18 protein-coding genes are annotated in these 14,757 nt (G+C 62.8%); 6 read left to right on the top strand and 12 right to left on the bottom strand.

What is annotated here, in order from left to right; genetic code table 11:
• Positions 1-27: 27 nt before the first annotated feature.
• A complete protein-coding gene (locus FHU29_RS12065; RefSeq protein WP_064439896.1) occupies positions 28-918 on the top strand; it encodes a glycerophosphodiester phosphodiesterase in 891 nt (296 codons plus the stop codon).
• A 28-nt stretch (positions 919-946) separates the two neighbouring features.
• The gene (locus FHU29_RS12060) at positions 947-1,879 is read left to right on the top strand and encodes a DUF5926 family protein (protein WP_064439895.1); all 933 of its coding nucleotides are present in this window, start codon (positions 947-949) and stop codon (positions 1,877-1,879) included.
• 70 nt (positions 1,880-1,949) lie between these two features.
• Here FHU29_RS12060 and FHU29_RS12055 read toward each other — a convergent pair whose 3' ends face one another.
• From FHU29_RS12055 to FHU29_RS12030, 6 genes are all read right to left on the bottom strand, one after another.
• Positions 1,950-2,489 (bottom strand): ferritin, encoded by a 540-nt coding sequence (locus tag FHU29_RS12055; protein ID WP_064439894.1) that lies wholly within the window; start codon positions 2,487-2,489, stop codon positions 1,950-1,952.
• Between the two features lie 143 nt (positions 2,490-2,632).
• A complete protein-coding gene (locus FHU29_RS12050; RefSeq protein WP_083962252.1) occupies positions 2,633-3,553 on the bottom strand; it encodes an LCP family glycopolymer transferase in 921 nt (306 codons plus the stop codon).
• A 418-nt stretch (positions 3,554-3,971) separates the two neighbouring features.
• Positions 3,972-4,724, bottom strand: coding sequence for a LysR substrate-binding domain-containing protein (locus FHU29_RS12045; RefSeq protein WP_064439893.1), 753 nt, complete (start codon positions 4,722-4,724; stop codon positions 3,972-3,974).
• Positions 4,717-5,049 (bottom strand): Rdx family protein, encoded by a 333-nt coding sequence (locus FHU29_RS12040; RefSeq protein WP_064439892.1) that lies wholly within the window; start codon positions 5,047-5,049, stop codon positions 4,717-4,719. The genes FHU29_RS12045 and FHU29_RS12040 overlap by 8 nt, the downstream gene beginning before the upstream one ends.
• Positions 5,050-5,090: 41 nt before the next feature.
• Positions 5,091-5,879, bottom strand: coding sequence for a CPBP family intramembrane glutamic endopeptidase (locus FHU29_RS12035; protein WP_064439891.1), 789 nt, complete (start codon positions 5,877-5,879; stop codon positions 5,091-5,093).
• A 20-nt stretch (positions 5,880-5,899) separates the two neighbouring features.
• On the bottom strand, positions 5,900-6,688 hold the full coding sequence (locus FHU29_RS12030) for a DUF2470 domain-containing protein (protein ID WP_064439890.1): 789 nt from the start codon (positions 6,686-6,688) through the stop codon (positions 5,900-5,902).
• Between the two features lie 111 nt (positions 6,689-6,799).
• On the opposite strand from FHU29_RS12030, the gene pheA reads away from it, so the two are divergent.
• Positions 6,800-7,717, top strand: a complete 918-nt coding sequence (pheA, locus tag FHU29_RS12025; RefSeq protein WP_064439889.1) for a prephenate dehydratase — start codon at positions 6,800-6,802, stop codon at positions 7,715-7,717.
• Entirely contained in the window at positions 7,714-8,370 is a 657-nt protein-coding gene (locus FHU29_RS12020) for a histidine phosphatase family protein (protein ID WP_064439888.1), read from the top strand. Before pheA ends, FHU29_RS12020 begins: the two co-directional genes overlap by 4 nt.
• Before the next feature lie 15 nt (positions 8,371-8,385).
• Here FHU29_RS12020 and FHU29_RS12015 read toward each other — a convergent pair whose 3' ends face one another.
• From FHU29_RS12015 to FHU29_RS11995, 5 genes are all read right to left on the bottom strand, one after another.
• Complete coding sequence (locus FHU29_RS12015) at positions 8,386-9,147, bottom strand: ESX secretion-associated protein EspG (RefSeq protein WP_064439887.1); 762 nt, start codon at positions 9,145-9,147, stop codon at positions 8,386-8,388.
• Positions 9,148-9,152: 5 nt separating this feature from the next.
• A complete protein-coding gene (locus FHU29_RS12010) occupies positions 9,153-10,442 on the bottom strand; it encodes a PPE domain-containing protein (protein WP_064439886.1) in 1,290 nt (429 codons plus the stop codon).
• A 24-nt stretch (positions 10,443-10,466) separates the two neighbouring features.
• A complete protein-coding gene (locus FHU29_RS12005) occupies positions 10,467-10,775 on the bottom strand; it encodes a PE family protein (protein ID WP_183377549.1) in 309 nt (102 codons plus the stop codon).
• A 169-nt stretch (positions 10,776-10,944) separates the two neighbouring features.
• Entirely contained in the window at positions 10,945-11,295 is a 351-nt protein-coding gene (locus FHU29_RS12000; RefSeq protein WP_074390831.1) for a metallopeptidase family protein, read from the bottom strand.
• Between the two features lie 15 nt (positions 11,296-11,310).
• The gene (locus tag FHU29_RS11995; RefSeq protein WP_083962250.1) at positions 11,311-12,447 is read right to left on the bottom strand and encodes a septum formation family protein; all 1,137 of its coding nucleotides are present in this window, start codon (positions 12,445-12,447) and stop codon (positions 11,311-11,313) included.
• Positions 12,448-12,520: 73 nt separating this feature from the next.
• Between FHU29_RS11995 and FHU29_RS11990 the strand changes: the two genes are divergently transcribed.
• Both FHU29_RS11990 and serS read left to right on the top strand, forming a co-directional pair.
• Positions 12,521-12,940: an ankyrin repeat domain-containing protein gene (locus FHU29_RS11990; protein WP_064439884.1), complete on the top strand. Its 420-nt coding sequence runs from the start codon at positions 12,521-12,523 to the stop codon at positions 12,938-12,940.
• 44 nt (positions 12,941-12,984) lie between these two features.
• Positions 12,985-14,244 (top strand): serine--tRNA ligase, encoded by a 1,260-nt coding sequence (serS, locus tag FHU29_RS11985; RefSeq protein WP_064439883.1) that lies wholly within the window; start codon positions 12,985-12,987, stop codon positions 14,242-14,244.
• Here serS and FHU29_RS11980 read toward each other — a convergent pair.
• Complete coding sequence (locus FHU29_RS11980) at positions 14,241-14,756, bottom strand: PaaI family thioesterase (protein WP_064439882.1); 516 nt, start codon at positions 14,754-14,756, stop codon at positions 14,241-14,243. The two genes, serS and FHU29_RS11980, sit on opposite strands and share 4 nt — an antisense overlap.
• Position 14,757: the final 1 nt, after the last annotated feature.

Genomic DNA, 14,757 nt, shown 5'->3' with positions numbered 1-14,757 from the left:
GTTGATTTGTCCGGGAACGATGAGAGTGTGAAGACACGACCGGCTGGGTGGCCTGGTGGGCGTCCGAGTGTAGTCGCGCACCGTGGTGCGTCCGGGGAACGGCCCGAACACACGCTCGCGGCGTATGAGCTCGCACTGGCTCAAGGTGCTGATGGCCTTGAGTGCGATGTCCGCTTGACGCGCGACGGCCAGCTGATCTGTATGCATGATCGCCGGATTGACCGGACGTCAACCGGGCGTGGCGTAGTCAGTTCTATGACACTCGACGCGCTGAAAGCGCACGACTACGGCAGCTGGCATGCTTCGGTTACAGCCTCAGAGAGAACATCTGTCGCCCTGGGTGATCCCGACATCTCGAACCCGGAGGTTGACCGCTATTCCGAACCGTCGGAACCGCAAACCGTTCTCACTCTGCGCGAGTTGTTAGCGCTGGTGGTGGATTGGCCGGGCCCAAAGACACTTTTCATCGAAACCAAGCATCCTGTGCGGTTCGGCGGACTCGTGGAGTTCAAGCTCCTCGCGGAGCTGCAGCGTTTCGGGCTTGCCAATCCGCGCACCGAGACCGATCCACCCGTGGTGTTCATGTCCTTCGCGCCCTCTGCAGTTTTCCGGATCCGGCGTGCTGCACCTCGATTGCCGTCAGTACTTCTCGGGGAGAACTCGCGTTATCTCGGCGTCGCTCCGAGCGCGAGCGGAACACCGACAGCAGTTGGGCCCTCCATCAAGATGTTGCGGGAGCGGCCGTCCATCGTTGAACGAGCAAGAGCCTCGGGCCGCGCAACATATTGCTGGACAGTGGACCATCCACAGGACGTGGCGCTCTGCCGTGATCTAGGGGTTCGCTGGCTTGCAACTAACTTCCCGCTCCGGACTAGGGTTCAGCTTGATGGGCAACATTCACGGCGCCAATCGGGGTAACCCACAGCGCGCCCGGTAGGTTGGCTGTGTGGGAAAGAAAAGTAAGCGCAATGCAGGCCCGAAAGAGGGAAGTCGGCGAGCAGAGAAGCTCGCCCAGCGCCAGGCACGGCTCGCGGAACTGCCGGCACGCAGGCCTTTCGAAGGCCTAGCGGCGGAGTGTGACATCGTCGCGCTGCGCGAGTTCGTTCCATCCGCAGTGGCACCGTTGCCGCTCGCTGCGTCCGCCGGCGAGAGCGCCGGTGATCGAGATCTGAAGCTGGCGACGGTCCTGCCCGGTGCCGTGGCCTCGCTGGTACGCACAGTGGGCGATCCTGGAGTCGATGAAGCGTACGTAGCGCTGCAATTGGCTGCGCACACAGACAACCCTGGCCGGGACCTGGCGGCCGCCACACAATGGGTCCTTGGCGCGACGCCGGGCTCCTCACTGACGCAAGCGACACCATCCAGCGACACTCCGGCACTAGCCGACATCCTCGACGCCGACAGTCTGCTCGATATCACCGTCCACAACGATTTCAACTGGTGGATTCCTGAAGGATCGGAACCCGCGGCTGAGGTAGCAGCAGCGGTCCAGCGTGCTAACGAGGTGATCATGCCGTCGGCGCGCCTAGCGGCGGATGGGATCGTCGCGGCATGGTGGGTTGATGCAGGGGAAAAGGCTCACTTGCGGTGGGTGCGGCCTGAGGACGAAGAAGCACTGATGCGCGCGCTCGCGCGGCTGCACGCCCGCGATGAATTGACCCTGGGGGAGGGTTCACGTTTCGCGGGGTCGTTCCGGGCGCACGGGCTCCTCGTGCCGGTCTTCGATCTCGACCCCGAATCGCACCATGAGGAATGGGTGCAGCCCGCCGTCGCTCTGCAAAAGAGGCTCCTAGAGGCGCTTGCGGACGACGCGCCACTGAATACCGCAGAACGACGCTCACGTGATGGGCTGATCGGGCGCCAGGTAACGCTGCGCTGAATACAGAAGCCTGGCCCCCGGCGCTCTCGGATGAGAATTCGCTGGGAGCCAGGCCTTCCGGCGATTGCGGTTAGATCGCGCCGCCAGCCGCGTGCGGGGCGGTCGAGTCCCGGGTAGCAGGACTTACTTCCCGGTCAACGAACGTTTCGAGATCGAACAGGTTGTCACCCGCGCGCTTTGCAATGGCAAGCAGGGTCGTCATCGTCGCGACCTCCTCGACCTGCTCCTTGAGGAACCACTGCATGAACTGTTCGCCCACATAGTCACCTTCGTCGCGGGCGGTGCTAGCGAGCTTGACGATCTGGTCGGTGACTTCTCTCTCCTGGTCCAGGGCGAGTTCGAGCGGCTGCAACACATTTGTGAAGTCGTTGCGCACAGGCTCGACGCCTGGAATGTCGACTCGCATATCGCGATCGAGGAAATACTGCACAATCATCATTGCGTGGTTGTGCTCTTCGTTGGCCTGCGCGTAGAAGTGCTTTGCAAGCTGGGGCAGGTCTTCGTTATCGAAGTAAACAGCTATCGCAATATACTGCTGCGATGCAGTGAATTCTTGCTTCACTTGTTCGCGCAACAGGCTGATGAACTTAGTTTCCGTGCTGTCTGTCATGATTCCAGAATAGGCTCTTGCAGCGCACATGTCATGCCAGTTCAGCCTAAATAAGGATAGTGTTCCCACAGTGAAGTTACGATAACCTAAAATGACTCACAGGGTTCTTAAACGAAGCCATTCCTAACTCGGCGGGCAGTTTTCTAGCCAGAAGTGATGAGATCCCCTGGTAGCGGTTCACCCCTGGAGATAGCCCCCCAGAATCGTGGCGCATCGTTGGCGTCCCAATAGAGGACATTGCCAATTCCAGCGAGGTCACCAAAACCGCCGACAGGTACTGTCGTCGTCACGATCGTGCCGCGCAGGGCGAGGCCGAGTCGCACTGCGTCGATGAGTGTATCGCGCTCGTCCATTGCGATCGCCCGTCCGACTGCACGAGCAAGGGGGATACTGCGGAAGGGGTTGAGAATCGTCGTGGGACTAGCGATCTTATCCGAAAGCGCCGACATGAATTCGCGCTGATTGTTCATCCGGTCGAGGTCGGCGAGGGGGGTTGCGCGGCTGCGCACAAAGCCGAGGGATTCGCGTCCACTGAGAGTCTGGCAGCCAGGAGCCAGGTCAATGCCCGCCAACGGATCCGTCATTGGATTTTCGAGACACATTTCTACGCCGCCAACGGCGTCGGTAATTCCCGCGAAACCGGCGAAGCCGACTTCAAGATAATGGTCGATATGGACACCGGTGGATTCTTCGATGGTCTGAACAAGTAGCGGAGCTCCGCCGAACGCGAATGCCGCATTGATTTTTTCGTATCCGTACCCCGGAATTGGAACGTACGAATCCCGAGGGATACTGACAAGTACCGTGTCACCGCCCCGGGGCTTATGGACCAGAAGAATTGTGTCTGTACGATCAGTGCCGGTGTCCCCGCCGGTTGTGAACTCAGCTTCCTGTTCTGGCGTCAGACCGATCCGGCTGTCTGACCCCACGATGAGGAAATTGGTTCCAGGTGTATCGCCTATGCGCCCCTCATAGGAAGAGAGCGCGTCGACTCGCGGCATCGACCGATCGAGCAGGAATCCACCGACACCGACCACGAAGACCAGAATTAGCAGCAGGATCATAAACACCCGCAGCGGGCGTCGGCGACGCCTCCAGTGGCGCCCGTGCTGTCGTGGCGGCGGGGCCGGGCGCCGGGGCGGTCCTGAAGGTGGGACCGCAGCCCATTGGCCAGCGTGTTGCCGCGTCCGGGGAGGTCGCGCCGGGGGAGGTGGCGGTTGTTGCGCGGGGAATGGCTGCCCGCGATACTGCCGTGTGCGGGCATCTGGCTGAGGCGGCTGGTGGGCCTGACCGGGAGGTATGGCTGACCACGCCTGGTTCTCCGGTGGCACGCGGGGGTCCCGCTGTGGGTGCGGAGGCTGCTGATGGCGACTGCGTCGGGGATCCTCCCCTAATGGAGGAATTCGTCGATGATCGCCGGGCATGCCATGACTTTACGCATCTAAAACTGACTGTCGATGTGATTCCTGATACTGGCGAGCCTCACCGGCCAGGCTTGCGAGGCTGCTTACGGCGATTCGAGGTCTGGCGAGGTGTGCCGCGCCGCGCCGTTTTCGCGGCTGGCTTCGACGCTGGAGGCTTCTGTACCGCAGGGGCCTGACTACGGAGCCCTCTGCTCGAATTCGCCCGGCGACCCTTGACGATCCCGACCATCTCGTCGAGCAATGCGTCCGTGTCCGTTGAACGTTCGGCGAGCCAGGCGATACCCACTTGCGAGCGCGGCCCTGCGGCGAGCGGTCGGGAAACAAGCTCAGGATCAGGGTGCAGCCGTGCCACGGACATCGGAACTACCGTGACGCCAGTCCCGGTCGCGACGAGTTCTAGGGCCTCGCGAGAAGTTGCGGGCCGGTGCGGCTGCGCTGCACCAGGAACGCCGCCGGCTCCCTCCCATGCGAACGTGTCATCGAGCGGGTACCACAACGCTTCGTCGGCAAGGTCCGCATACGTCACCTCCTCACCAGCGCTGAGAAAGTGTCCGCGCGGAACGACAACCACGGGCACCTCTTCGTACAGAGGCACCACGCTGAGTAGTTCCCATTCTTCGTCGCGTTGCGCCGGAAGTCGCACTAGTGCGGCGTCGACGCGCCGCTGCACTAGTGCGCTGCACTGATCTGCGACGGAAATCTGAACTAGCCGCAGGGGGACGTCGGTAACCCGCTCGGACCAGCGCTGAGCCCACTTCGCTGGTGTCGCGCCGGGCACGTATCCAAGCCAGAACTCGTTCTGTTCAGTCATCGTCGCCGCTTGTCAGGGTGGAACGGTCGGTGTGGCCGAGGTCGCGAGCGGGGGCTACTACATCGCGGACGCGTTGCTTGAGAACTGCGATCTCGGGGAACCCGCCGTCGGTCTCGCGGTTCCAGATGGTGCTGTCCCCCGCGTCAATGCGGAATGAACCGCTGGGCCCGGGGCGCAGCGCGACTTCACTAACATCCCCGTGAAACGACGTGAGCAACTCCTGCGCCATCCAGGCGGCGCGCAGCAACCATCCGCAACGCACGCAATAGGTGATGACTATGCGACTGCGGTTGGTGTCACCGCTGTCTGGGAGAGATTCGGTCATGCTCTCAGTATTGGTTAGTGCTACTTGAGTGCAAGCGGTGGCTAGCGCGTGACAACAAGGCTGTACCCGACGAAGGCGACTATGTCGATTACGGCATGGGCGACGAGCAGCGGCCATACGCGTCCAATTTTCTGAAAGTACCGGGCGAAAACTATGCCCATGACGATGTTGCCGCCGAAGGCGCCGATGCCCTGGTAGAGGTGGTAGCTTCCGCGGATGAACGCAGATACAGCGAGCGCTGCGTTCGGGCTGATGCCGAGTTGACGCAGCCGGATGAGTAGATACACGACGACGATGATTTCCTCGGCGGCGGAATTCGCGACCGCCGACGCGACGAGCATCGGCACTTGCCACCAGCTGTCCTGCAGTGCGCTGGGGACGACCTCCAGTGTGATCCCGAGAGTGCGGCCGATTGCGTAGAGCCCCAGGCCGGGAAGGCCGATCACGCCCGCGAGGATGAGTCCGGCGACTATGTCAGTGCGTCGCAGGCGCACCTGTGCGGACAGCCATCTAGCCGCACCCGTCCGCCACAACAGGAATCCGGCAAGCCCAGCCCACGCGAGCAAGCGCACGACGAGAAGTGCGTTCCGCGCGAAGTCGATGATCGCGGAATCAGATCGCGTTACGTTCAGCGCGACGGTCTGTTCGGCGATCGGTCGCGGGTCGAGCCAGGCTTCGGCAAACGTGAGAACACTGAATAAGCCCTGAATGCCGAGAGTGATGAAGACGACAAGACCGACCTCGATCCACAGCAGTCGTCGCTGGCGGGGGTCACGCTCTGGCTCGGGCAGGTGGCGGAGGTCAGGCCTGACCCAGCTACGAATGCTCACCTTGAGTCAAGCTAGCAGCGTTACAGCCCTCTCGCGCGTATCCCATTCAGGAATGGACAGCCCATCAGAATGCGCAGAGCCTGACTGAGTTGGTCCGGAGTGCTGACTGGGGCGGGGAACGCGATGCGGATGTCTTGATCAGCGTTGTCACTCGCGTCGGAATGCTCGACCCGCAGACGCAGCCCGTAGCGATCAAGTCCGAGTGGGCGGATAGTGCCGGAGCGCGTCGATGCGGGAAGTTTGCGGGTGATCATTGCCAGCATGTCGGTGTGGTCACTGTCGAGATGGCGAAGCCAGCACGTTTCCACGTGGCAGAAGGGGTCTGGCTCGGCTGCGGCGAGCGCATCGATCGGGACAGCTTCCGCGCCAGTGTGATCGGCCACCACGGTGGAAGTCACCTCAAGGCGCAGCAGAGTCAAACCGTGACCGACGTCGAGGAGTGCGATGTGAGGGGAGGTCGCCGCGATTCGCTGCGCAGTCGCGCCGAGCGCGTCGGGATCGATGGGAAACAGCTGTCCGCGGATCCATACAAGCGCCCGCACCGGCTCGCGGAGTTCGACCGGGGCCTCGTCGGTCAATTCCAGCACGGCGGGCATTCCCGCAGTACATGCTTGCCACGCCAGGGCGGTGGCGGCGCAATCCTCAGGGACCGCAATGATCATGCCGCCGACGCCGTCGAAGTGATGAACGGACGTCGCCACCGGATCGGTTCCGTCGAGCGCGAGGACAGCGGTGCGGGCGCGGCTGAATGCGGACCGGACCCGCTCCGCAGCGTTGGGGCCGTATTGGCCCGGTGATCGGTGTGCCATCGATCGCATCCTCCTCAGTGTAGGTGAGGTAAGGCTAACCAATTTATCCTGAGGGTGGAAGTGCTTGCGCTTAAGCTGCTACGGGAGGCGTCGGCACGTACGCTCTTATGCGTGCAGCGAATCGCCTACTTCGGACCAGCCGGAACCTTCACTGAAGCGGCACTCGTGCAGATGGAAGCCGCAGGAACCGTGCGAGACACGGTAGAGCGAATCCCAGCCGCCAGCCCGCCCGCGGCTCTCGATCTTGTCCGGAACGGGCAAGCTGAGATGGCCTGCGTTCCGATCGAAAGTTCCGTCGAAGGACCGGTGGTGCCCACACTGGACGCGCTTGCGCGTGGCGAGCGGCTGCAGATCATCGCGGAGACTGAACTTGTGATCGCGTTCACAGTCGCGGCGCGACCGGGAACGAGCCTCGAGGACGTGCGAACTATCGCTGCCTACCCCGTTGCCGCCGCCCAAGTCTCGAGCTGGCTTAGCGAGAACCTCGGGCATGCGCGCATCGTTCCTGCCGCCTCCAACGCCGCTGCGGCAGACGATGTTGCCGCAAATCGGGCCGACGCAGCCGTTTCGACACACCTCGCCGCTCGCCAGCGCTCCCTGCAGATCCTCGCGGACGAAGTCGCTGACGTCGAGGGCGCCCGAACAAGCTTCGTCCTTGTCACGAAGCCCGGCCCGCCGCCCCCGCGCACAGGTCGTGACCGCACCTCGATCGTTCTGGGGCTGCCAAACGAGCCAGGCGCACTCGCGAAAGCGATGAACGAATTCGCGCTCCGCGGGATAGATCTCAGCCGAATCCAGTCTCGGCCCACCAGGACAGCAATGGGCACGTATCGTTTCTACCTCGACTGCATCGGCCACATCGAAGACTCGGCCGTCGGTGAGGCGCTCAAAGCTCTCCGTCGCGGTGGCGGAGAAGTGAGGTTTCTGGGATCCTGGCCGACAGTAGTGTCAGGAGGGTGTCCGCCTCCTGACGACACCGCGGTATCGGCGTGGCTTGAGCGTTTGCGCCGGGGAGACAGGACACTATGAGTGGGCGCCTGGTGCTGGTAAGGCACGCTGAATCAGAATCGAATATCCTCCAGAAACTGGATACGCGTCCACCCGGCGCTGGGCTGACCGCGCGTGGACATGAACAGGCGAGTGCCCTCGCTAAGGACGCTGAGTCCTGGACCTGTAACGCGCTCGTCAGTTCAATCGCATTGCGTGCGCAGCAGACCGCCGACCCATTATCGAGGACACTCGGCCGCGAACTGCAGATCGTCGAGGGTATCCACGAGATTCAGGCAGGCGAACTTGAAGACCGTGCGGACCGCGAGGCGCATCGTCTCTACCTCGATGCGTATTCCGCATGGATGCACGGTGACTACTCGGTGAGGATCCCCGGTGGTGAGAGCGGGCACGACGTTCTGGACCGCTATTTACCCGTCATCGGCGACCTTCATGATCAGTACCTGGCAGAGGACGACGGAACTGTTGTTGTTGTCAGTCATGGCGCGGTGATCAGGCTCGTCGCTGCAAGGCTCACTGGCATTACCCCGATGTTCGCGATCATGAATAGGCTTCAGAACACGGGGGTCGTTGAGCTTCAGCCGACCCGGGGTGGCTGGGAACTTGGCCAGTGGGGTCAGCTCAAGGCACCGTTCACGGACGTGGCTGAACACGTTCGTGACGTCATGGGCTGACAGTGGGGGTGCTGTTCAGGTGCCTGCCGGCACAGCCCGGCATAGCCCCTGCAGAAGTGCCGAGATGCGAGCCTCGCTGCCACCGCATAGCGTTAGCCACGGTGGCTCACCAGGGCAAGCAGGAATCGTCAGCAGTCGCCCTGATGGACTGTCGAAGACTCCTGACGTCATCATGCTGCCTGCACGAGGCGCGCCGGCGACGATCTCTGACATCCCCGTCAATCGTGAAAATGCATCCACTATGCGGCGGGCGTCCTGAGCGGGAACGCCGAGGCGCCTGAACGCGGACTCCGCGCCTGCTGGCTCTCCCGCCATCCCGAGCGCTTCCAGAAGATCCTCGCGCGGTGCCCGCACATCGCGAACACGCATAGCGGGAACAGAGCCGAGGAACCGCCGCAGGGGTGCGGCTGGTGCGCCGGTGATCGCCGCAATTCTGATGATGTCTCCGATGCGGACGGCACCCACCGGTGAGCCACGGCGACCTCCCCAGGAGATCACCATTCGCTCGGGCTGGGCTACCGCGATACGTCGTATCGCAACCTGATGTTCGGCAAGCACGAGCGTGCGCAGCCATTCGCCGAGATCAGGGTGAACATACCCGTCGGTGACCAGGCCGCGTCTCGACAGGCCGTCGATAAGATATTCGCCGGGGCTCACGAGCGGGACCTGCAGAGCCACCGGCAATTCCTCAACTCCTGCGAAGGACTGCAGCGCGGCCAGCTCGGAAACCGTGACAGTTACGGACTCGAGCTCATTCGCCAGTTGCGGCGCAAGCATGGCGTTCACCGCCCCGCAGCGTTCGCGCCGATGATCGGAGGACAGACGAGTTGCCCGGCTGGCCCCGTATCGAAGGATTCCCTGGGAACGGTGCCCCGCCTGACGGGGCGGACCTCGTCCTCTTCGCCCGACGTGACTGCGCGTCCGGCGAATGGTGCATATGGCATTGCCGCGGGCGTCACCGCGTCTCGCGCGCCTGAAACCGGTGTAGTCCGATGCAAAACACCCCGGCCAGCCTCCCCAGCGCCATCAGGCGTGCGGATCGCCGGGGAGCTTCGCTGATGTGTGTCGCGTGCATGCCCTGGAAGTTCACTACCGGTGACTCCCCGCGATATTAGGGGCCGATCGCTAGTAGGCGTGGCGCCCGCCGCAAGGTTTGCGCTGACTGTCGCAAGGGGCGTGGTAACGCTCGAGCGTGGTGCTGTGGACTGCACCGCACCGGCGGACGACGTAGAGCTTCCGGAGGCAGGTCCGGCAATAGTTCCGAGGACTGAGGAAACTGAACGCATCGCTGTCGCCGAGACGCCCGCGATTGTCGCGGCGGCATGCGCAGCGTGCGACACGCGGGTGGCTCCATGAGTGATGGCCGCGAGCGGAGTGGAGGGCCCCGAGAGTGTTCCAGCGACAGGCGAAATCTGCGCGGGGCTGATGTGGGTACCACCAGAACTGCCGACGTTGCTGAACGCAGACGCAGGCGTGGTCGAGAGCGAAACGTCATCCGGAATCGCACCGTCCGAATTCGATTGCGGCTCCGAGTTCTGAAGGTTGGTGAGAGCTGGCGGGGCCGGGAAGTCGACAGCAACACCGACAGGGGAGCATGCCGCTTCGTACCCGTGCATCGCCGCGGCAGCCCGGATATCGAGTGCCCGTTCCATGCCCTCGCCCGCGGCAGTCAGCCCGCTAGCGACGCCAGGAGCCGCAGCGCCGGCAGCTTTCATCGCCTGAACAGCCATGATCTCCGCTTCGGTGGGCATCGCCACGTTCGCAGCGTCGTATCCCGCTGCGCAGAGCCGGGCCTGTGCGCTCACCGAGCCGGCGGTGACGCTGGCTGTGCGTAGCCACACCTCCATTTCGCGGAGCTTGGGCAGCGCCCTCGCGGCAGCATCGCCGCGCCAGTTCTCACCGAGAGAGCGGGTGACTGCCGCGATCTGGTCAGCCGTCTCGGCAAGTGTGGTGTTCATGTCAGACCATTGCGCGCTTGCTGTAGCCATCGGGCCTGATCGCGCTCCGCCGCGAAGGTCGGTCGCGAGCCGCACGACTCGTCGCAACGCCCAGACAATGCCTGTGAATCCCATGTCATTACTCCCTGACAGCTGTGGTCACGAACGGGCGTGCAGCGCTGCGCTGAACGTCTCGTCATTCGTCGAATACCCCGCCGCGATCGCCGCCAGCGCACCCGAGGCTGCCCGCAACTCAGCGACGGCAGCATGCGTGCGATGGTTGAGGCTCGAACTAGCCGAGGTGCTCCAGCGGGCTGCCGCGACTGAGACTTCGTCCAGCCCCGCTGGCATAGGACTAAGCGCGGGTGCGCATCTGGCTAGATCTGCACTCAGCCGATGCGCCATCGCCTCTAGTCGCTGTGCGGCCTCCTGAAGCGCTTCCGGATTGACATACAGCTGTTCCCCCACCGCAAAACCTCCCACTGTCAGCGGACATGGACCCTCAAGGGAGATGCGATGTCATCGATCTCACCGGCCCGCTATAGACCGACGCAGCAAAGCCGGACTTGGTTCCGCGAAAGTCTGCGAAATTTCTGGGAGTCACAAAATTCCGCACAAGGCGTTCGTGTGCTGGAGATCAGGCCCAGCCGAGTTCGTGTAAGCGGTCGTCGTCAATACCGAAGTGGTGGGCGATTTCGTGGATGACAGTCACAGCGACCTCGTGGACCACGTCATCCTCGGACTCGCACATCGTCAGCAGCGCATCGCGGTAAATCGTGATTGTGTCAGGAAGGTTGCCAGCGTAGAACGAGTCACGCTCGGTAAGCGCAACGCCATGGTAAAGCCCGAGCAGGTCCGGTTCTTCCTCATTACGTTCCTCCACGAGCACGACGACGTTGTCTATCGCGCGCGCAAGCTGCTCCGGAACGAGATCGAGCGCATCAGATACGAGCTCTTCGAAACGCTCGTCGGTCATAGCTACGGGCATCGACGGGTTCAGTCCTCAGTTCTCCGGGTCTTCGGGAGCATCAGGAGCCGGGGCATCACCGGGCGGTTGCCCGTTGATCGTGAACTCTCCACGCACCGAACCAGCGATCGTCGCGAACCCCGCACCTTCGGTTTGTGCACCGACCGCGCAATTCACCAAACGACTCCCCGCGAGCCAACTCGAGAGCGTGCGCGTATCCCAGAATGCTGTGAGGCGGAGTTCCTCGAGGCGTTCGGGGCCACCCAGGAATTCTGCGCTCAGCTGGCGGCACCGCTCATCCAGGAATCGGTCCTGATCATCCGTCGAGGGATAGCCCTCACCGAACTCGTCCACCAGGTTGACGATTCCGACAACCTCGAACGCGTGTGGGTCCTCGCACGGAACGGGGTCCGTTGGGATGTCGTGGTTGATGCCGATGCACTCACCCGGCTCCCAGGTCACGGACTGATCCTGGTCAGCAGCGTGGCCGCGGACCGCGAAAACCTCTCCAGTAGTACCCACATTCTGTAGCCCGCACCGGATCGTTCGCTCTCCTGCGTTCCAGCCCGCTTCGCCCGGATTGATCAGGTTGACGCTGAACTTGCCGCGCGGGTCAAAACGAGCTCCGAGGTAGTCCGACACGGCCGGTTCGCACACCTGAGCGCGAAGCTCTGCGAAGCGGAGTTCAGAAGGGAACTCTGCCTCTGGGCCAAACTCCGTACCCGGGAAGTGCGCGAGGTCCATTACGGATGCGACTTCGAAGCGATGTTCCTCCGAACACTCGACGAGCGAAAGGTCACCAGCGTCGCCCGCTTCCCAGAACAAGCAGTCGCCTGCCTCAGCAGAGGCGAAAGCTTCTCCCGCCACCGCATCGGTCTCGGGCGCCGCGACAGTTGTCAGTGAGGGTTCGTCCTCCTGCTCACCGAAGTCTTGGGTGAGGACATAACTCGTCACTCCACCTGCAACCAGGATCAGTAAGACAACGAGCGCCGCGATCCTCAGTCCCTTGCGCGGCCGTTTGGGTGCAGCCGTCGCGGAGCTGTCTGTCGGTGCGCTTCTCGCAGCTTCTCCGGGCTCATCGGAGCCGGGCTCAGCAGCCGAATCTAGTGGCTGCTCGGCGGCGGCATCGTCACCGCTGCTCGGTTCGTCACGCTCATCGTGTTCGTTCGTCATCGGCCTCTATGATGCACGCATTTCGCCGGGGGGACGAGTGGGCTCCCGTATTTCCCCCCGGTACGGTCGAAGAATGAGCGATGCCGGGACGGATGATGCCGAACTCGCCGAGTTCGCGGGACGCCTCTTCGACCTGGCACGCAGGGGTGACGCGCGAGCGCTGGCCGCATACTTGGACGCCGGAGTGCCAGTGAATCTGTCCAACGGAAAAGGGGACACGTTGCTGATGCTCGCGGCGTACCACGGGCATGCGGAGGTCGTCGCGCTGCTCATCGAGCGCGGTGCCGATGTGGATCAGCAAAATGACCGCGGGCAAACGCCACTTGCGGGCGCAGTATTCAAAGGGGAGGACGAGATTGTCGCCGCGCTTGTGCGAGCGGGAGCGGACCCCAACGCGGGCGTACCAACGGCTATCGCCGCGGCGACGATGTTCGGGCGCGAAGACTATGTACAACTGCTAGAGCCGACGCACAAAACTGGCTCAGGCGAGTAACGCGATACGACAGTTGCCAGCCTCGCGCAGTAGTGTGTTCAGCTGTGATCGACCTTAAGTTCCTCCGTGAAGATCCAGAAGCGGTCCGCGCCTCACAACGCGCCCGCGGTGAAGACGCCGGTCTGGTAGATACGCTGCTGCAGGCGGACACCGAACGCCGAGCGGCTGTAGCGTCTGCGGACAACTTGCGGGCTGAACACAAGGCACTCGGAAGGCGCATCGGCAAAGCGTCGCCTGAGGACCGCGCGGAATTGCTCGAAGGCGCCGCCAAACTCGCCCAGCGGGTTAAGGATGCGGAAGCTGATGAGAGCGCGGCCAACGAGCGTATGCAGCAGGCGCACCGCGCGATCTCTAATATCGTGCATCCTGACGTGCCCGTCGGAGGTGAAGCAGACTTCGCGGTACTCGAGACTGTGGGGGAGCCGCGGCCGATCGAGAACCCGAAGGACCATCTCGAACTCGGAGAATCGCTGGGTCTGCTCGACATGGAACGCGGTGCGAAGGTTTCAGGTGCCCGCTTCTATTTTCTTACGGGCTATGGTGCTCTGCTTCAGCTCGGTTTGCTGCAGCTTGCTATCCAGAAGGCGGTCGCCGCTGGCTTCACCCCGATGATCCCGCCGGTTCTGGTGCGTCCAGAAATCATGTCTGGTACAGGTTTCCTCGGCGCACATGCTGCCGAGGTTTATCATCTCGCCGATGACGACCTGTACCTCGTCGGGACGTCTGAGGTCCCGCTGGCTGGGTATCACTCGGGTGAAATCCTTGACCTCAGTGAGGGGCCGCGGCGTTACGCCGGGTGGTCGTCTTGCTTCCGGCGGGAGGCTGGCAGCTACGGCAAGGACACGCGCGGAATCATTCGTGTCCACCAGTTCGACAAGGTCGAGATGTTCTCGTACTGCCGGCCGGACGAGGCCGCCACCGAGCACGACCGCCTCCTCGGCTGGGAGAGGGACATGCTTTCCGCGATTGAAGTTCCCTATCGGGTCATCGATGTCGCATCCGGAGACCTGGGCTCGTCGGCTGTGCGCAAATTCGATTGCGAAGCCTGGATCCCCACCCAGCAGACGTATCGGGAATTGACATCAACATCGAACTGCACAACATTCCAGGCCCGCCGCCTTGGCATCAGGTATCGGGACGAGAACGGGAAACCGCAGATAGCGGCAACCCTCAATGGCACGCTGGCGACCACCCGCTGGATCGTCGCGCTGCTCGAAAATCATCAGCAGGCAGACGGCAGCGTCCGGGTGCCAGCTGCGCTCGTCCCGTTCGTGGGCACTGAACTGCTGACGCCGAAAAACTAGGAAGATTCCGGCCGGAGGATCATGCAGCGGGCAGTAGCGCTCGCAAGCAGGCGATCGTCGCTGTCGCGGATCTCAGCACGCGCGGTCGCAGTCGTTCGGCCGCTGTGTTCGGCGTAGCCGGTCGCTCTGATCGTGCCGGTCTCCTCGGTCACCGGCCTGATAAACCGGATGTTGAGATCGAGCGTCGTATAACCGGCGGATGCTGGGAGCGTGGTGCTCACTGCGAACCCCATCGCGGAATCAGCGATCGCTGTGACGGCACCGCCGTGCACGGAACCAACTGCGTTGTAGAGAAACTCAGCGGGTTCGAGCTCGATTGTGGCTGAGCCCTTCGTCGCCTCGGTCACCCGGAAGCCAATGGTATGTGCGATAGGGGAGTGCTCCAGTTCGCCGGAGGCGAGCGCGCGGAGGAACTCGAGACCGCTTAGTTCGAAGTGTTTTCCGCGCACCGCCATTGGATCGACCCAGGAATACTGGCGCTCGCGTCGTTTTGAAGACCCATTAGATGCCATA

It is taken from the genome of Hoyosella altamirensis (genome assembly GCF_014191505.1).
Taxonomy (GTDB): Bacteria; Actinomycetota; Actinomycetes; order Mycobacteriales; family Mycobacteriaceae; genus Hoyosella; species Hoyosella altamirensis.
This window is presented reverse-complemented; position numbering and strand designations above follow the sequence as displayed.